Source organism: Spirosoma litoris (genome assembly GCF_054776755.1).
The window spans coordinates 72,826-90,969 of record NZ_BAAHBI010000078.1; the positions used below are offsets into that span (position 1 = coordinate 72,826).

The window sequence follows — 18,144 nt, forward strand, 5'->3', positions numbered from 1 at the left end:
AAATGGGTTATATACTAGTTTTGACGCGTAGAGTCCAATTATTTTTTAATCTATTTAGTACATTTTTAATCTCCGTTTACGCTCAAACCTAAGCATTAATGATCACAACTTCTATGAAAAAACACTTACCTCCTCAACCTTGGTTTGGCAGGCAGTTATATCGCTCGGCAACGCCTTTGCTACTGGCATTTAGCTGTCTTAACCTAACCTATGCAAAGACCCCCACTGATCGGGGCAACATAACAACCGTTGCAGACAGGACTCTGACAGGACAGGTTAGCGATGAGAAAAATGAAGCGTTACCGGGCGTAAGTGTCATTATTAAAGGAACACAGCGTGGTACCGTTACGGATGCCAATGGTCGTTATCGGCTAGACATACCTGATGGTACATCTACTCTTGTATTTTCGTTTGTAGGCTACCTTCCTCAGGAAATTCAGGTTTCCAACCAGGCTTCGGTGAATGTCAGTTTGAAAACAGACAGCAAAGTGTTGGATGAGATTGTAGTTATTGGTTATGGTACAACCAAAAAATCAGATCTTACCGGTGCTGTTGCTGGCGTAAAAGAAGCTCAACTCATGGAGCGTCCAGCCCCTTCGCTGAACCAGGCTCTATCGGGTCGTATGCCGGGCGTACAGGTGAACAACAACTCAGGTCGTCCTGGTGGTCGTACAACCGTTCGTATTCGCGGATTTAGCTCGATTAACTCGTCGAACAACCCGCTTTATGTAATCGACGGTGTGATGCTGCCACAAGGTACAGGTGACCAGTTCAGTAACCCAATCGACTATATCAACCCAAACGATATCGTCAATGTTGAAGTACTGAAAGATGCTTCGTCAACAGCTATCTATGGTGCTCGGGGCGCTAACGGCGTTATCCTGATCTCAACCAAGAAAGGGAAAGCTGGTGAAAGCCGAGTTACTTACGACACTCAATTCAGTGTAAACACTATTGGACCAAACAAGCCTCAGGTGTTGAACGCCAAAGAATATCTGGCAACTGAAGATCTGGCATACGCGAACATGGCGAAATTTGACCCTGCTGGCTGGGCTGCTGGTAAATGGACTTATCTTGACCCAGTCGTTCGTCGGAAGGCGTTCAGTGCTGCACACCCAGGTGTTTTTGATGCGAACCTGAACCCACTGTATGATACTGACTGGTTCAAAGAATCGTCGCAGAATTCACTTTCGCAAAACCATCAGTTGGGCTTCAGCGGTGGTAACGAACGTACACAATATGCACTTTCGCTCAATTATCGGGATGATCAAGGTCTTATCAAGACCTCGTACATGAAACGCTATTCTGGCCGTTTCTCCATTGACGATCAGGTAAAAAGCTGGCTCAAAATTGGCGGTACGCTGAGCTATAACAACCAGAATGAAAACCTGGTGGATATCAATGACGCAGTAGCCCGGCAAATTGTGGAAGACTTCCCATTCCTGCCTGTTCGTTACCCTGACACAGGCGTATTAGCTGAAAACCGCGACTATCCCTATGCGGAGGGAACAATGAGTTCAGTCCACCGTCTGCTAGACCGGAAATACATTCAGGTTACCCAAACGGTAATCGGTAGCTTATACACCAATATCAATTTCGGTAAAGGGCTGGAAATGCGTACTGTTTTAGGGACCAACGTTCAGACCCAGGAAGTTAACCAGTCGCAAACCCGTACCCTGAACATTGGTGGCAATGGTAATGCTTCGACGCAAAGTACCCGGACTTCGTTCTGGTCGTTGGAAAACTACTTGACTTATAACAAACAATTCGGTCAGGACCACTCGTTCACGGGTTTGTTGGGTATCTCTTGGCAGGAAACGAATGCGTTCAGAATGAATGGTAGCGTTAGTGGTTTTGCTACCGATTATTTTGGTTATAACAACTTAGGAGCTGGTGCTACTAACCCATCTGTTGGTTCTGACGCATCACGGTTTGCCTTTAACTCGTATTTCGGTCGTATTAACTACGGTTATAAAAACAAGTACCTGTTCACAGCTACAGGCCGGGCCGATGGTTCGTCTAAATTCGGGGAAAACAACAAATTCGCGTTCTTCCCATCAGCAGCTTTAGCATGGCGTATTTCGGAAGAAGACTTCCTGAAAGGCAATTCGATTATCTCGAACATGAAACTGCGTGGTAGCTATGGTTTGACAGGTAACTCGGAAATTCCCCCTTACCAGTCGCTTTCGACCTTAAACTCGAACTACGCTGCCGTTTATGGCAATACGAAAGTGAGCGGAACGGGTATTAACCGATTAGCTAACCCAGATCTGAAATGGGAAAAAACCGCACAAACTGACGTAGGTTTGGAAATTGGTTTGTTCAAAGGACGGATTAACGTAGAATTGGATTACTACTACCGCCTGACAACAGATATGCTGCTTGATGCGCCTGTACCACAATCGAGCGGTTACGCAACTATCCGCCGGAACGTAGGTTCGATGGAAAACAAAGGATTTGAGTTCGGTATCAATACGGTGAACATCAACAAGGGAAATTTCACTTGGAATACGTCGTTCAACCTCTCGCTTAACCGGAACAAAGTGTTGTCGCTGGCTACCCCATCTGATATCTTCGGTGTGGGTGGACCTAACTTTACCAACCAAACCAACATTATCCGGATTGGTGAGCCCGTGGGAGCATTCTGGGGCTTAACTCGTGTAGGTGTATGGAGCGAAGCTGAGCGCGATCAGGCTGCTCAATTTACCAGCTACCGGAATGGTCTGACGATGTTGCCTGGTGACATCAAGTATTTAGATGTAAATGGTGACAAAGCGATTACCGATGCTGACCGTAGCATTATTGGTAACGGTAGCCCAAAAGGCTGGGGAGCTATGACGAACAACTTCAAGTTGGGCAACTTCGATGCCACGCTCGAATTGCAGTACATGTACGGTAACGACGTTCTGCTCATGAACCTGCACCCAAGCGAAGACCGCCAAGCACTGGCGAACAGCTACAAATCGGTACTGAACGCCTGGACTCCAACCAATCAGAATACAATGATTGCTCAAATCCGGGATACCCGTGCTGGTTACGTAACGAACGTAGATAGCCACTGGATCAAGAATGGTTCGTTCCTACGCGGTAAAAACTTACTGGTAGGCTATACCTTCCCAGCTGCGCTGACCAACAAGATGAAAATGAACCGGCTACGTGTGTACGCTTCGGCTCAGAACTTCTTTCTGTTAGTAGAAGATCCAATCATTGGCGATCCAGAAGTAACGCCAACCAACCAGGGTACTACCAGCAGTGCGTTCTCGCAAGGCGAAATCTGGCACAACTATCCAAAACCAACCACGTACCTGTTAGGTCTTCAGATTGGCCTGTAATATGTCAGTCGTTTGCTTCGCGTTGTTCCTTAACGACGCGGAGTAAGTGGCCTGAATACACTCATTTCAAATTCTTTGATTCCTCATTCAATTATGAGACATACACTGGTAAAAAATATAAGTAAGGCCTTACTAGGTGGACTGATATTGGTCGGCCCTGTTGGTTGTACAGACTTCTTAAAAGAGCAGGCACCGTCAAACCTGACTTCCGACAACTTTTATACCATCCCTGACCACGCTGAAGCAGCTATTGCTGCAACCTATGCTGGTCTGCGCTTTATGGGTGATGGGGCTGGTATTTTCTCCAGCAACTGGCAGCTATTGGAAGCCCTAACAGGTACTTCTACGACGGAAACCGCTCAAAACTCTGACTTGAATAACCTGTACGGGTTAGTTCATGACGGCAATACAGCTCACGTCGTTAACTACTGGAATGGTCTGTATAAAGTAATTGCGCAGGCTAACCAGACGATCGATAAAGTACCAGCTATCACCCCTATGGATGCTGCTCAGAAAGCTCGTATCCTCGGTGAGGCACGGTTCCTACGGGCTTCGGCTTACTTTACGACGGTTCAATTATGGGGAGACATCCCACTGATTACCAAACCACAAACAGCTGCTTCGGCTGACTTCCTACCTTCGCGTACCAAGGTAGAGGATGTGTATAAATTGATTGTTGATGATTTAGTAGCAGCTGAAGCAGCAGGTCTGCCTTGGATGGATGTAACCAACGGACGGGTTACTCAATCGGCGATCAAAACGCAATTGGCGAAGGTATACCTGACTATGGCAGGTTATCCGCTTAACAAAGGAGCTGCGTACTACAAACTGGCTGCCGATAAAGCCTTTGAAGTGATTACGTATGCCAATGCAAACCCTACTACAATTAACCTGTTTACGAACTACAACGACGTACACAGTGAAGCGAAGAAGAATCAGCTTGAGCACCTCTTCATGATTCAGTACAATACTGTAGTAGCAGGTAACCCAATGGATAATATGTATCCAAACTTTAAGCCAGTTACCTACAATGGTCCTGGTGGAACGGGTAGCACAGTGCCAACACCTACCTTCTACGCTTCGTACGAAGCAGGCGATTTACGGGCCAAGGATCAGGATGGTTATTTCTATACCACCTACTATACCAACGGTAATGGTGCACCATTCGCATTAGGCGCTCCTTATGTGTTTAAGCATTTCAACCGGACAGCCAACGGTACTTCTGGGGTAGCAGGTACTCGTCAGAATAACCTGAACGTACCACAGATTCGTTACGCTGAAACCCTGCTGATTTATGCTGAAGCGCAAAATGAAGTAGGCGGTCCTACACAGGCGGCTTATGATGCGATGAAGCGTATTCGCGATCGGGCTACGTTAACCACGCCTGCCATTGGTACTTACACACAAGCTACCTTCCGGGAGGCTGTATGGCGGGAACGCTGGCATGAGCTGTGCTACGAGCAGATTACTTGGTTCGACATGGTTCGTCTTCGGAAAGTGTACAACGAAAAAACCAATGGTTTCGACAATTTCGTTGGTCACATCAACCTGAGTTCGAATCAGGCTTTACAGGAAAAACACCTGTTGCTGCCTCTGCCAAAACAGGAAATGTTGAACAACCCGAATTTGAGACCACAAAATCCAAATTATCCAGGTGTTTAACTACTATAAGTAAGACAAACTCAACTCCTCATCTAGCTTTAGATGAGGAGTTTTTTTATGGCCTCTAGCCCACCAATGTTTTTCGATAGGCACTCGGCGTTTGGCCTGTTACAGCTCGAAATGTCTTATTGAAATATGACAAATTATTAAACCCAACGGCAAAACCTACATCCGCAACAGTCCGGGCAGAGTGCAGCATTCGTCGGGCCTGGTTGACACGATATTCATTGACAAAGTCGGTAAACGTTAAGTGAGTCATGCGTTTGAAGTAGCGGCAAAAGGCAGGAACAGTAAGACTGGCCAGATCAGCTACGGCATGAATGTCGACAGGTTCGGCATAATGCTGCTCCACATACTGACAAACCCGATTAATGCGCTCCTGCTCCTTTGTATTTAACTCAAATTGAACCCCATTGGCATGCAGTGGTTCGGCGTCAGGAGCATCGGCTAAATAGTGTAATATCCGCAACAGAGTGAGAAATCGCTCGAATGAAGGCTGACTGGGCAGCTGCTCCAGCCAAGGCCCAACTTGCTGTTTGGTGACTGAGCCGAATGTAAGCCCCGTATGCCCACGTTCAAATAACCGTTTAATTACCGCTAATTCAGGCTTTTGCAAAAACGGTTCGCCCATGAAATCGTCGCGCATTTGCACCACAATCTCTTCATACTGCCCTTCTTTTCCATAGCTAAAATTGAGGTGCGGTAAATTTGGCCCGATAAATACCAATTCGCCCGCTTCATAGGCCGACACATTCGTCCCTACCCGTCGCTGACCATTCCCAAAAGGAATATAAACAATCTCGTATTCCGGATGATAGTGCCAATACACCCGACAGGTTTCGGCTTCCGTACTATGAATTACCCGAAAGGAACTACCTGCTTCGGGTTCTATTTTCTCAAATTGAAGTTTCATAAAAAAAGGGGTAAAGGGAGGAGGGGACGAAAGGGAGGAAGGAAATTCGAAAAGACAGGTAATATTTCTCCTCTCTTCCCTTTCCTGCCCCTCCTCCCTTTTCTCCTTTTCCAGTGAAACCGCAAGCTTGTTTTAATCGTTTATATAGTAACAGAATCCAAGATTGATACAGCATGAAACGAATTCATTTATACGCGCTTAGCCTGCTTTTACTGGCGGGTTGCGCACAAGGCCAATCTAAAGATTACACCCCGGCGAAGCTTCCTACGCTTAAACCTGGCGAAGCCGTAGCAACCTTTGCTGGTGGCTGCTTCTGGGCACTCGAAGAAGGTATGAACCAACTCAAAGGCGTTCATGAAGTCATTTCGGGTTATGCTGGTGGCAACGTTAAAAACCCAACCTACGAGCAAGTTGGAACCGACGAAACCGGCCATGCCGAATCAGTTCAGGTTTACTACGATCCCAAAGTGATCAGCTACTCGCAGTTGCTTGATGCTTTTTTCGCAGGCCACGATCCCACCACGCTAAATCGACAAGGTCCCGACGTTGGTCGTGATTACCGCTCTGTGGCCTTCTATCGGACTCCCGAAGAAAAAGCTGAAATCCTGGCAGCCATCAAGCGGACCAATGACTCTAAGCACTATGCCAATCGGGTCGTAACCGAAGTAACGCCAATTACGGTTTTCTACCCAGCCGAGAACTACCATCAGAACTACTTTGCCTTGCACCCCAATCAGCCTTACATTCAGAGCGTGTCGCTGCCAAAGGTCGAAAAGTTGCGCAAAGCAATGGTCGGGCACCTCAAAAATAATACAGCGTTAACAATGTTAGAATAGATATTGACTACAAAAAGTCAATACAGCATCAATATACGCTAATAGATTGCAATAATAGCCGGTCTGGACCGGCTATTATTGCATTATGAATACAACTGCCTCATTAACTAAATCACACCGGAATCCTTTCATCCAAAATCTGCTGACATTCTTTCTGAATCGGCAGGCGCTGGCTGTTGGATTGGTATTCGCATCAGACAGTATCCTGCTCGGAAGTTGGGTAGCACATATTCCGCATGTTAAAGAAACGCTCCATATTTCCGACGCTGGTTTAGGGTTAACGCTTTTTGCAATGCCCATTGGCTTGCTTGTTATGAATCCGCTGACGGGCTGGATCGTTGCCAAATTAGGTGAGGCACGAGCCTGTTTCTGGTCGGCGGTAGGGGTTGCACTGGCCGTTTGTATCCCTATTAATGCGCCAAACACAATTGTCATGGCGCTGGGTTTATTTTTATTAGGCCTGTCGAGTGCGTTGATCAATGTGGCCATGAATACCTGCGCCACGAATGTGGAACGTAAAGAAGGTATTGCCATCATGTCGTCCTGTCATGGCATGTGGAGCTTGGGCGGTTTGTTGGGTTCCGGTATTTCGGGGGCTGTTATCGCGTTGCACGTATCTCCTCAGATCCATATGGCGGTAATAACGGGCCTGGTACTTCTTGCCACCTTCCTCCTACAACCTACGCTCCAAACCATTCCATCAAGCAGCCGTACCGAGTCGGGCGAGAAAGCCGGATCGTCGTTTGTGATGCCTAATCTGGATTTGCTCTTGATGATTTTTATTGGGTTGGCCGTAGCGATGGGTGAAGGCGTAGCGTTGGATTGGAGCGCAGTTTATTTACACGAAACGCTCGGAGCCAGCAGTCAGATTGCTGCGCTGGGTTTTGGTGCTTTTTCGTTGACAATGACCAGTCTGCGTTTTTTTGGCGACGCCATCATTCCAAAAATTGGAGCTAAACGCTGGCTTCAACTAGGGAGTCTTCTAGCCGCATCGGGGCTGGCTTTCGCAATTGCCCTTCCTTACCCGCCAACTGCATTAATAGGCTTTGCCTTATTAGGAGCTGGTTGTTCACTCGGCGCACCGATTCTGTATAGTGCTTCTATGCGCGTACCGGGTATTCCACCGGCAGCTGGTTTGGCCACGTTTGCTACCTTCAGTTTCATTGGATTTCTGGCCGGTCCGCCTGTTATTGGGTTCGTCTCCGAAGCATTTGGGCTTTATTATGGCTTGGGGTTTGTCGCCGTTATTCTTCTTATTTCAGCAGGGTTATCTCGGATTGTGAAGTTATTCTAATGAATTAATATAATTCAAGATAAGCCAGTCATTCATAGCCATATCTTGAAGATGGCATATGAATGACTGGCTTATCTTTGTCTTTTACCGGTCAAAATGCGTAGTATTGTTAGTCAAACGTAATCAACAAAAGTCATGTCAGTAGCCGTTGCAACAGTACCAACTAGGCGAAGGAAATCGGGAGTGCCATCCTACCTGATTTACGAAACGCTGAATGGACGTGCTTTGTATTACCGTGGTTACCGCGATGTAACAACTGGGAAAAAGACCCCCGCCGAAATTATGGGTAGCAGTTCATTGCAGGCTACTTTGGTAGCTACTTTAGTTATGTTTTTGGGTAGGGTTATTAACAGGAAGAAGTATTTAGTTGTCACCAACGAGTCGGGCATTCACCTCGACAAAGGCAATAATCTATCTAACGATATTGCCATTTTCGATAAATCGTCGGGCCTCACATTAACTGATAAATACTTTACTATTCCACCCAAAATTGCCATTGAAGTAGATGTGCGCATTGAACCCGAAGAGTTTTCGGGTAAGGAATCGGGCTATGTGTATGAGAAAACCGAGCGCTTACTTGAGTTTGGCGTCGATACCGTGATCTGGATTACAACACAACCCAAAAAGATATTTGTAGCTACTCGTACCTCTCCCTGGCTTACCCAAAACTGGGATGCTACAGTACCTGTACTGGACGATGTTAGTCTGAATTTAGCAGCCTTGCTAGTTGAAGAAGGCATTGAGTTTTAACCCCGCCATCCTCAACAATTCACGCACATTAAGGCACCAACACTAACCGTTTTCCACCGGTTTCGCTCTGATTCCAGGCCCGTTCTACATTACTTAAAGCCACCGCTTCTGTCTCTATTTTTAATTTCCCAGTCGCGATCAGGTCAAATAGCTTTGGAAGGATTTCGGTCGGCACTTTTTGCATAACTTCCTTTGGAATACTTCCTCCCCCAACACCATACAACTCAATAGCGGCACTTCGTAAAACACCCGAAGCCAATTGAATAGTAGGCCCAGCCATTTCACCAACAGTTACATATCGTGTCCGATGGGCCTCGGCCATAAAATCGTTACCCGCAAGTACACTCAATATCAGTTCGGCGGGGTGCCCCCAAGTATAATCGATAACAACATCAAAAGGGAGTTCTCTCTGTTCGGCCTTTAGCGCAGCTTGCAAATCAGCGTCAGATTGAGCCAGCGAAATGACTACGTCAGCTCCTAAGTCGGGTAATGTGGCGAGTGCTTGCGGATTTCTGCCGGTAGCTATTACTTTTCCGGCCCCAAAGTATTTGGCCAGTTGGATCGCTATTTTTCCCGTAACTCCAGTTGCTCCATTTATTAGTACCGTTTCCCCCGGTTGTAATCCAGCCCGATAATATAGCGAGAACCAGGCCGACAATCCCGGATTAGGCAATGCTGCCGCCGTTATATAATCGATGCCATCCGGCAAGACAACGTAACCTCCTTTCCGAACTAATGCTTTTTCAGCCATTGTACTGCCAGCATAAAAAGCATATACTCGTGAGCCATCTGGCAATTCGCCTACGCCATCTGTACCCACAATGGCCGGTAGTTGCTTAGAACGGTCGTAATGTGAACCTCTCGCCTGCGACTTATCGATATTCTTGATCGATGCGGCTTGCACCGTCATCATCAACTCGTTTTCAGATTGTATGATAGGATCGGCAACCTCTTCGTAACGGGGTGTTTCGCCAAATTGATGAATTACTGCGGCTTTCATAGTCGTCGTGTTTTTGTTACGACAAAGGTCCGTTGGCCCAGTGTCGTTGCACGATAACAATTGTTAAGAAATACCGCGAACGATTGAGAAAATCTATTTTTTGTCAATTAATACCTTGTTCCGAATTCGGCTCAATGAGACCGGGGTGATACCCAGATACGAAGCTATATAATGTTGTGGCACTCGCTGAACGATGTGCGGGCTATCGGCCAGCAATTCGAGGTAGCGCTCTTGTGGATTGTTTTTAATGCGCGACAGAAAAAGCTTGGCGTAGTGGTGCATCCGCTGCAAAATATGATACTGAAATAACTCCTGATACCCTGGAAGCTCTTGCATGATCAGCTCCATATTCGCTTTGGAAATCACCACCAATATACACGGCTCAATACTTTCGATACTAAACAAACTCGGCTGCCCAGACTGGAAACTCTCAATTGACGACACGCCATAGTTTTCGAAGAAGAACTGAAATGTCACATCTTTGCCGTTGTTATTGAACCAAAGACGCAGGCATCCTTTCTTGATGAAGTAAGCGTTTGTAGAAACATCGCCCTCCTGCAACAACGTTGTTTTGGCTGGTATCGTTATCTCCTCAAGCAAGTGGCTATACGCTCCCCAATTCATACCGAAGTCAGACAATTGGTCATTAAGCATAGCGCATTATTGCTTAGGTATCCCAGCGCCCCAGAAAATGGCGTTTTGGAAAATTTTCACAAACGCATCATTCCTGAACAAGTCCGGATGGTGTCCCATGAAGATATACACATTGCGGGCTTTCATGTGCTCGTTCGACCAGATTACGGGATGATCGCCCCCCATTTTTATATTCGAATCGGGTGAGTAGGTCGATTCATCGACGGTAGCTAACACCTTTACGTTAGGTCGTGGATTTTTGTTATAGGTGTACCATTCCTCTTTTTCTACCTCGAACGAAGCCGGTACACCTTTCATACACGGATGCGATTTGGCCTCTACCTGCACAGTTGCCTTAGCAAAACTGGCAATGTAATTCTTGTAACGAATCCCACCCATAAACTCCGAAAACCAGGGCCACATGGCATAACCATCAAACTCTCCGAGCAAAGACGCATGGTGGAATCCTACCCAACCGCCCCCTTTCCCTTCGGTAATGTATTTCTGAAATGCGGCTTTTGCTGTGTCTGTCCACATATAAGGCGGATAGTTCAGTTGAATGAATAACTGATAATTTGCTAGAAAAGCATCGTTGATTGGCTCTGTATTTTCAATGTAATCAATCGTAAAATTATTGGCTGATGCAACCTGCGCGAGCCATTTCTTTGCTTCGGCAACAAAAGGCGCATGAACTCCTCCGTTCTTCTCTGCAATAGCGACTACCCGAAATCTGGGTTTCGCTGATTGAGCACATGTTGACGTAGTGCCTCCAGCAAGGAGCGAAATCGTAAAAATCAAGGTAGAAAAATAGAGTAGCAAACGGTATCTCATGCGGTTTAAAAATTGTATCTATTTGAATTTTTCTTTTCACTATATCTACACAGAAAAAATACTCATTATCAAACCATTAACAGAGCTTATCGAATCAAACTAAGAGGTCCCTGCTTCTGATCAATCTTGACTTTCTTTCCGTGGTGTAATTCATATTGAACACTCCAGGCATATACACCTATTTCACAAGGCTTGCCCCGATAGTACCCATCCCACTGAAACGGTTGAGTTGTTGTCCTGTAAATCACCTCACCCCACCGATTGAAAATCGACAGCGATGTGATCTTGATATCACCACAACCATAGGTCAAAAATACATCATTCTGCCCGTCGTCATTGGGTGTAAAGCTATTGGGTGCGTAAAGAATGCAATCGCAGGCACCGTAATCAATCTCGATTGAATCCGTTACGGTAGCGCAATCATTACGAACGCTGGCCCAAAATACGCCGGAAGTATTTACAGTTCGATCTCTTGTTGCATACTGATCCTGCCAGGAAAATTTACCTTCGGCCACAATGGGCTTTATGGTAAACGTCTCGGCCCCACAAAGCTCTTTATCTGGCCCTAACTCTAGTTGGGGAGGTTTTATGTAGCGTACCTGAATTGTGTCGGTAGCTACGCAATTGGCCTGCGTGACGGTGATTGAGTATTGCCCCTGCTGCCTGACCCTATAGGTCGTTTGTGCGGAACCATCCTGCCAACGATACGTAGCCGCAGGGGCTGAAGGAACACTTAATTGCATCTCCATTCCATTGCAAAGGGTAGTATCAGCTCCCAGATCAAAATCAAGGGCATAATCAACCTTGATTGAATCATGTAGCGTTTTACAACTGGTAATAACCGTGACTGAATACTTACCTGGCTTAGTTACCTGTAAGGTTGGTTTGATGCTGCCATCGTTCCATTTATAATCCGCAGCGCCGGGCGTTGTGGCATCGAGCAAAAGTGTATTTCGGCGGCTGCACAAGGTTGTATCGTTACCTAGTTCAAGGTTAGTAGGTGTCAGCAGAACATCATCAACAAACAGGTAGTAATAGCCCAGAAACGGCGGAGCTTTATAGAAACTACCAATTGTCAGGTATTCCTCCCCGCCTTTAGCATTAACAACCCCGGATATTTTCTGCCACTGCAATGAAGAAACACTCGCTTTGGGCGTCCGATCAAGAATTTGCGGATTGGCAGTCAGCATGTCGGTGGTAGTACCTGTAAGTGGCTGTTTTGAGACATAAGCCCCAATGGTTTCCGTAATGTATTTGGCAGGCGTATTCGTTGCCACATACATCTCAAAGTAATAACACTCATCGGCCTTGAGGGGATGTGTTAGTCGCACACCTAAATATTCTTCCCAATCCTGATCGAAGTATAAATGGGCAACCCCCTGCCCCGAATGCGGAGGCAAAATGAGCTGACCAAAATCAAAACAATGGTGATAGAAATCAGGGGTGGCTTTATTCGGATTGTACCAGGGGGTGGCTTCTATTAACTGATTATCGTGGGTGGGGCAATTTCGGTAATTCTCAAAGCTCCCATTCGGAACAAGGTTTTGGCCCTTAGCAATCCCCGGCAGGATGATTGCAAGCCAACCTAACATCCAAATAAGGCTTCGCTGCATAGCCGTACTGTGTGCTATCTGTGAGTTTAGGAATCGCCTTCGGTACTTCCCGAAAAAGGGTATCGAATATACGAAATACTTGCACAGATTGGATGTAAGACTCAGCTAATCATACATCTACAGCTTCCGTTCTTCGGCGCTGGCACGTATTAATTTGTCGAGCCGGCTGAGTTGGGTAGCCAATTGTTTGGCCGACATGATCCAATTAATCATTTGTTTTTTGTACCAGGGGGCCTGTTTCTGGAAAAACGTCCACGCATCTTCATTGGCCTTAAATGTCGCATCGAAATCGGCAGACAAGATTATTTCATTCTTTTGTTCGTAGGTATAAATTTTAGATTTACTTTCCTCCCGTTTAGCAAACGCAGCCACGCCCGCTGGATGCATCAATCCTTGCTGGGTCAACGCTTCGATCTTAGCCATATTGACTGCACTCCAGATGCTTTTCGGTTTCCGGGGAGTGAAACGAATGCAATAACTGTCGGCATCAACAGACCTACGCACCCCATCGATCCAGCCGAAGCACAGCGCTTCATCAACCGATTGCGACCAGGTCATGCTTGGTTTTCTTGAACCAACTTTATAAAATCCGACGAGTAATTCGGTTTCCTGATGATGATTTTCAGCCAACCATGTTCGAAAGTCAGCCGATGTGGGGAAGAATGTTGGTGTCATTGGTTCAGTCCGATGCTGGTGGGCAGTCCATCAAGGCTAACTAAATTTTTTTCCCTGATATATTCCTGAAGTCCTTCTTCACCTTTCTTTTCTGCCCAATTAAAGTGAATATCTCGCTCACCAGCATAGTCGAATAAAGGAACTCCAAAACCGCACGAGGTTTGTACTAAATCGATCTCGGCCACAATAAGCTGGCGTGTGCTTGGGTAAATTGTAAAATGGGGAGCATACTCATTCCATAATTCCGTATTGGGTAGTACAGTAAAGCCTTTACCATACAATCGGAGGATGTTTGGAGCGCCCTCAAACGAGCAAAACATAAGCGTAATACGCCCATTTTCGAGCGTATGCGCCGAGGTTTCGTTGCCGCTACTGATCAAATCCATATAGGCCACTTTGGTATCCGATAAAACCCGGAAACAGTCGAGTCCTTTGGGCGATAGATTGATATGTCCATCAGCACTTAGTGGAGCTGTAGCGACGAAAAAAATATGTTGCTCCTCAATGAATTTCTGATGAGCAGGCTTAATGGAATCGTGAAATTTCCCCATGATCTAATTTCCCAGATTATTAAAATCAAACCAACGCTTTATGCGCAGATTGATAAATCGTTTCAAGTACATCTCATTCAAAAACGTATTCGACCAGTTGTCGAAGCGCTCACACTGAACCCCGACATAAAAGAAATAAATGCTTTCGGCCAGCATCGGTAAGAGTCTTTTCTCCTCATCACTAATTTCCGTAACAGACTCGTAACCGTGCAGAAAGCTTTCTTTCTTTTTCTCAAATTCAGCCAAGTCGGTTTCGGTGCTATGAATTTGGAGAATGTAGTAGGCAATGTCGAGCGCCTGTAACCCATTGCCACAAAAATCAAAATCGAACAGTGTTACTGTACCATCACTGGCAATATTCAGGTTATCGAACCAGATATCCAGATGCACTCCACCCTGACGAGTTTTACGATAATCAATACGTTCAAATTCAGCCAGCATATACCGCTGAGCCGATTGCATAAACTGAAATTCGGGGGTTTCGGCAGGAAGAAATGGCTTTAGCTTTTCAATCGGATCAATCAGTAAAACGTCGGGCGTATAGGTTATTCGCTCCAGCGCCAAGTTGTGCGTCATTTGGTGAAAACGGGCCATAATCTGCCCGATTTGAAAATGCACCTCCTCCGAAAAATTCAATAATTTTTCACCATAGGCGAAAGAGAACAATACCCCAAACCGCTGCCCCTCTGGCGCATTCAATTTCTGAATATACGTCCCGGTCGCATCGGCAATGGGATACGAAACGGGTAGGCCATTTTCCTGTAACAGATTCAATAAGCGAATCTCTTCAGTAATCTGAATCTCGGTACGCCAATCCAGACTATATAGTCGAAAAATAACTTTTGTCGATCCATCGGTTACTAGATAGGAATGGTTGACGCCCGCTTTCAGCAATTGGCAGGACGTATCCGGGCCCAGGTTATACTGACGTTGTAAAAATTGAGCGAGGTGGGTTTTAGATAGAATCGATGAAGAAACGGGGAAGGGTTGCATGCTGTGTTTTTAACGGTTAATTCAGGCAGTTTTTAACGCAATAGGCGTTGGGCTGTCGTGGTAGCTTATACGAGCAGCTTCGAGTTGATAATAGTTGTGCAGACGCAACAACCTGAAAACACCCACAACCAGCACGACTCCAGTTAGTGGGGCCGTTACATACAACCAATAATCGGAATAAACCTGGCTAATTACGGCTGGCCCGAAACTGCGAGCGGGGTTTGTGCTGCATCCTGAAAATGGGGCTTCCTGCCAGACCATAAACGCATACAGAAAGGGTATCGTATAGGGCGTATAATTGCGCAGTTTTTTATTCCCCACAAACAAAAATAGGATGGTAATCAAGGCAATCGTGGCTAGCAATTCTCCCACAAAAGCAGCCAGCAAACCTGCGTTGCCGGGTTCCGTATTTCCATAGTGAACACTTTTCCCCTGATCGCCCCACAACAACAACGGCAGGCAACCAAGTACGGCCCCAATCATCTGACTACACACATAGCCAATCATAATCGGGGTTTTCATTTTACCCCGCAACCAGAAAGCTACGCTTACAGCCGGGTTAATGTGTGCTCCACTAATTCGACCAACCGGCGACAGGGTAATCAAACAGCCCGTGGTTCCAAAGAGGAAGCCGGTTACAGCTCGGCGCAGCGATTCGGATGGAATCAGGTCGATCATGACGCTACCTGTGCCCCAATTGAAAATAACGATGCTTAGGCCAACCGAAAGCAACAGGGCCGTTCCGATAAATTCAGCGCAGAAAAGAGCTAGTGTAGATCGAGTTGCTGTCATTTACCCAATTGTTGGTTTCCCACAAATATGGTCAATTACAGCGGAAAGGCCGTTTGTAGCGTCGTTAAGTTTTGATTAGCAGCGCATAACTTACTTGTTGGGGTCGTAGCGGGCGGCATCAATGATGGACCATAGGTGAATGACCCATCCCATTAGAATAAACCACAAAGCCCCCGCCAGGACAAATTGTAGAATAGCCATTAGCAAGCGGCCCTGTAACAGTTGGCCCAATCCCGGAATAAAGAAACTACAAAGGGCTGCCAGTACATTGCCGCCCGAACCTTGACCTGCCATTGGATTTGTTGTTTTGAGTATTTTACATTTCTTTTATTTTAAGCTAAGGCAACCTTGAAACTTATGTCCGCTTTCAGGGCTTTGAAGACTTTCAATACAGTTGCTATAGTCACATTATTTGCGCTACGTTCCAATTTTGAAATCTGAGCTTTTTGCACACCAATTAAGACACCTAACTGTTCTTGAGTGAGGTTGCGCTCCTGACGTACTCGTTTAATCATTTCCCCTAACAGATCGAGTTTTAGTTCAAACTCATATTGATCTCGCTTGGGCGTGCCAACCTTACCTATCATTTCATCTTTAATCTGATTCAACGAGTACAGCTGGGGTTTTTCAGTATTCATAATTCAAAATAATCTTGTCTTAGTTTTTCCGCTCTCAGCAATTCACTACTGGGTACTTTATCTGTCTTTTTTACAAAGCCGTGTGTTGCAATCACTAATGTTTCAGTACCATCTGTTTTATCCCAAAAAGCCAGTAGCCTGTATTGCAATCCATTGTATTTGGTTCTAAACTCCCAGATTGTATCCGTTAGTTTCTTGAATAACTTGGGATCATTTAGAACACTCGCTTTATCAACATTGTAAATGATTTTAGTACGTGCCTTTTCATCAAGATTACGAAGAAACGTTCGGGCATCTTCAAGGAATAGTACAGCAAATTTTACCTCCATTTGGATACTTCAGGAACAGGCTAAGAACGAAACAGGTTTCCTTTTATAGAAACATAAGACATAAAAAAGAACCAGAAGTAACACTCCTGGTTCTGATTAGTCTAGCTTATAATCCCAGCACTTTCTTATTAAATGCATCGTCAGCACCGGTTCCGGCGAAGTCGTCGAACGCTCGTTCGGTAACGCGGATGATGTGACTTTCGATGAAGGGAGCCCCTTCAGCAGCGCCTTGTTCAGGGTGTTTCAGCGCGCACTCCCACTCTAATACAGCCCAACGATCATAATCGTACTGAGCTAGTTTGGAGAAGATACCCGAGAAATCAACCTGCCCATCGCCCAGCGACCGGAACCGACCTGCCCGCTCAACCCAGCCCTGGTATCCGCCATACACGCCTTGTTTGCCCGTTGGGTTGAACTCGGCATCTTTTACGTGATACGCGTAAATACGATCGTGGTAGAAATCAATGAATTGTAGGTAATCCAGTTGTTGCAGCACAAAGTGACTTGGATCATAGTTGATACCCGCCCGTGGGTGATTACCTACTTTTTCAAGGAACATCTCGAAGGTAATACCGTCGTGTAGATCTTCGCCAGGGTGCAACTCATAAGCCAGATCAACACCTGCTTCATCGTAGGCGTTCAGGATTGGCAACCAACGATTTGCCAGTTCGGTAAAACCGGTTTCTACCAACCCAGCCGGGCGCTGTGGCCAAGGGTAGACAAACGGCCACAGCAACGCACCCGAAAACGTAGGGCTCGCTTTTAAGCCAAGGTTTTTGCTGGCTTTTGCGGTCATCAGCAATTGGTCAACCGCCCAGGCTTGTTGTTCTTTCGGTTTGCCCGCCAACTCAGCCGGACCGAAACCATCGAACATAGGCCCGTAAGCCGGATGAACGGCTATTAACTGCCCTTGCAGGTGAGTCGCCAATTCCGTGATTTCAACACCGATATCCGAGAGTTTACCTTTCAGTTCATCGCAATAGGTCTGGCTCTCTGACGCTTTTTTAAGGTCGATCAACCGAGGGTCCCAGGTTGGAATCTGGACACCTTTATAGCCTAAATCAGCCATGTATTTGGCGATGGACTCAAGCGAATTAAATGGTTCAGCATCGCCCAAAAACTGAGCAAGAAAAATGCCGGGCCCTTTCATTGTCTTCATGTCAAAGTAGATTATGCGTTAGAAAATAAACGCGGGAACGTAGAGTTTAAAAGAGAAACTTTATATACTTTTTTGTCATTCCGACGAAAGGAGGAATCTCGAACTTCCTTATTAGTCAAGCTTGAGATTCCTCCTTTCGTCGG

The 18,144-nt window shown here is 46.1% G+C and carries 18 protein-coding genes; 5 read left to right on the forward strand and 13 right to left on the reverse strand.

Annotation, left to right across the window (positions count from 1 at the left end; translation table 11 throughout):
• The first annotated feature begins 113 nt into the window (after positions 1–113).
• Positions 114–3,332 carry a SusC/RagA family TonB-linked outer membrane protein gene (locus ACYVGR_RS37325; RefSeq protein ID WP_460965974.1) on the forward strand — a complete coding sequence of 1,073 codons (3,219 nt, stop codon included), beginning with the start codon at positions 114–116 and terminating at the stop codon, positions 3,330–3,332.
• 93 nt (positions 3,333–3,425) lie between these two features.
• The gene (locus tag ACYVGR_RS37330; RefSeq protein ID WP_460965977.1) at positions 3,426–4,994 is read left to right on the forward strand and encodes a RagB/SusD family nutrient uptake outer membrane protein; all 1,569 of its coding nucleotides are present in this window, start codon (positions 3,426–3,428) and stop codon (positions 4,992–4,994) included.
• A 64-nt stretch (positions 4,995–5,058) separates the two neighbouring features.
• Here the strand turns inward: ACYVGR_RS37330 and ACYVGR_RS37335 are convergent, their stop codons facing one another.
• Positions 5,059–5,907 carry a helix-turn-helix domain-containing protein gene (locus ACYVGR_RS37335; RefSeq protein WP_460965979.1) on the reverse strand — a complete coding sequence of 283 codons (849 nt, stop codon included), beginning with the start codon at positions 5,905–5,907 and terminating at the stop codon, positions 5,059–5,061.
• A gap of 173 nt (positions 5,908–6,080) precedes the next feature.
• Here ACYVGR_RS37335 and msrA point away from each other — a divergent pair, with 173 nt between their 5' ends.
• The 3 genes from msrA to ACYVGR_RS37350 all read left to right on the forward strand — a co-directional run bounded on the left by msrA (position 6,081) and on the right by ACYVGR_RS37350 (position 8,787).
• Positions 6,081–6,743, forward strand: coding sequence for a peptide-methionine (S)-S-oxide reductase MsrA (gene msrA, locus ACYVGR_RS37340; RefSeq protein ID WP_460965980.1), 663 nt, complete (start codon positions 6,081–6,083; stop codon positions 6,741–6,743).
• Positions 6,744–6,828: 85 nt separating this feature from the next.
• Positions 6,829–8,037: an MFS transporter gene (locus tag ACYVGR_RS37345; protein ID WP_460965982.1), complete on the forward strand. Its 1,209-nt coding sequence runs from the start codon at positions 6,829–6,831 to the stop codon at positions 8,035–8,037.
• Positions 8,038–8,172: 135 nt separating this feature from the next.
• Complete coding sequence (locus tag ACYVGR_RS37350) at positions 8,173–8,787, forward strand: Uma2 family endonuclease (RefSeq protein WP_460965983.1); 615 nt, start codon at positions 8,173–8,175, stop codon at positions 8,785–8,787.
• Between the two features lie 28 nt (positions 8,788–8,815).
• On the opposite strand, the gene ACYVGR_RS37355 is transcribed toward ACYVGR_RS37350, so the two are convergent.
• The 12 genes from ACYVGR_RS37355 to ACYVGR_RS37410 all read right to left on the reverse strand — a co-directional run bounded on the left by ACYVGR_RS37355 (position 8,816) and on the right by ACYVGR_RS37410 (position 18,001).
• Positions 8,816–9,787 (reverse strand): quinone oxidoreductase family protein, encoded by a 972-nt coding sequence (locus ACYVGR_RS37355; RefSeq protein ID WP_460965985.1) that lies wholly within the window; start codon positions 9,785–9,787, stop codon positions 8,816–8,818.
• 93 nt (positions 9,788–9,880) lie between these two features.
• Positions 9,881–10,441 carry a Crp/Fnr family transcriptional regulator gene (locus ACYVGR_RS37360; protein ID WP_460965986.1) on the reverse strand — a complete coding sequence of 187 codons (561 nt, stop codon included), beginning with the start codon at positions 10,439–10,441 and terminating at the stop codon, positions 9,881–9,883.
• Between the two features lie 6 nt (positions 10,442–10,447).
• Positions 10,448–11,251 carry a ThuA domain-containing protein gene (locus ACYVGR_RS37365; RefSeq protein WP_460965988.1) on the reverse strand — a complete coding sequence of 268 codons (804 nt, stop codon included), beginning with the start codon at positions 11,249–11,251 and terminating at the stop codon, positions 10,448–10,450.
• 86 nt (positions 11,252–11,337) lie between these two features.
• Entirely contained in the window at positions 11,338–12,864 is a 1,527-nt protein-coding gene (locus tag ACYVGR_RS37370) for a T9SS type B sorting domain-containing protein (RefSeq protein WP_460965990.1), read from the reverse strand.
• Positions 12,865–12,981: 117 nt separating this feature from the next.
• Positions 12,982–13,539 carry a YdeI/OmpD-associated family protein gene (locus ACYVGR_RS37375; RefSeq protein ID WP_460965992.1) on the reverse strand — a complete coding sequence of 186 codons (558 nt, stop codon included), beginning with the start codon at positions 13,537–13,539 and terminating at the stop codon, positions 12,982–12,984.
• On the reverse strand, positions 13,536–14,090 hold the full coding sequence (locus tag ACYVGR_RS37380) for a pyridoxamine 5'-phosphate oxidase family protein (RefSeq protein ID WP_460965994.1): 555 nt from the start codon (positions 14,088–14,090) through the stop codon (positions 13,536–13,538). The genes ACYVGR_RS37375 and ACYVGR_RS37380 overlap by 4 nt, the downstream gene beginning before the upstream one ends.
• Before the next feature lie 3 nt (positions 14,091–14,093).
• Positions 14,094–15,083, reverse strand: a complete 990-nt coding sequence (locus ACYVGR_RS37385; protein WP_460965996.1) for a phosphotransferase — start codon at positions 15,081–15,083, stop codon at positions 14,094–14,096.
• Positions 15,084–15,104: 21 nt separating this feature from the next.
• Positions 15,105–15,875, reverse strand: a complete 771-nt coding sequence (locus ACYVGR_RS37390; RefSeq protein WP_460965997.1) for an MIP/aquaporin family protein — start codon at positions 15,873–15,875, stop codon at positions 15,105–15,107.
• A gap of 90 nt (positions 15,876–15,965) precedes the next feature.
• Positions 15,966–16,169 carry a hypothetical protein gene (locus ACYVGR_RS37395; RefSeq protein ID WP_182457924.1) on the reverse strand — a complete coding sequence of 68 codons (204 nt, stop codon included), beginning with the start codon at positions 16,167–16,169 and terminating at the stop codon, positions 15,966–15,968.
• Positions 16,170–16,207: 38 nt separating this feature from the next.
• Positions 16,208–16,513, reverse strand: coding sequence for a helix-turn-helix domain-containing protein (locus ACYVGR_RS37400; protein ID WP_460965999.1), 306 nt, complete (start codon positions 16,511–16,513; stop codon positions 16,208–16,210).
• Positions 16,510–16,842 (reverse strand): type II toxin-antitoxin system RelE/ParE family toxin, encoded by a 333-nt coding sequence (locus ACYVGR_RS37405; RefSeq protein ID WP_460966000.1) that lies wholly within the window; start codon positions 16,840–16,842, stop codon positions 16,510–16,512. The genes ACYVGR_RS37400 and ACYVGR_RS37405 overlap by 4 nt, the downstream gene beginning before the upstream one ends.
• 106 nt (positions 16,843–16,948) lie before the next feature.
• Positions 16,949–18,001 carry a sugar phosphate isomerase/epimerase family protein gene (locus ACYVGR_RS37410; protein WP_460966002.1) on the reverse strand — a complete coding sequence of 351 codons (1,053 nt, stop codon included), beginning with the start codon at positions 17,999–18,001 and terminating at the stop codon, positions 16,949–16,951.
• Between the last annotated feature and the right edge of the window lie 143 nt (positions 18,002–18,144).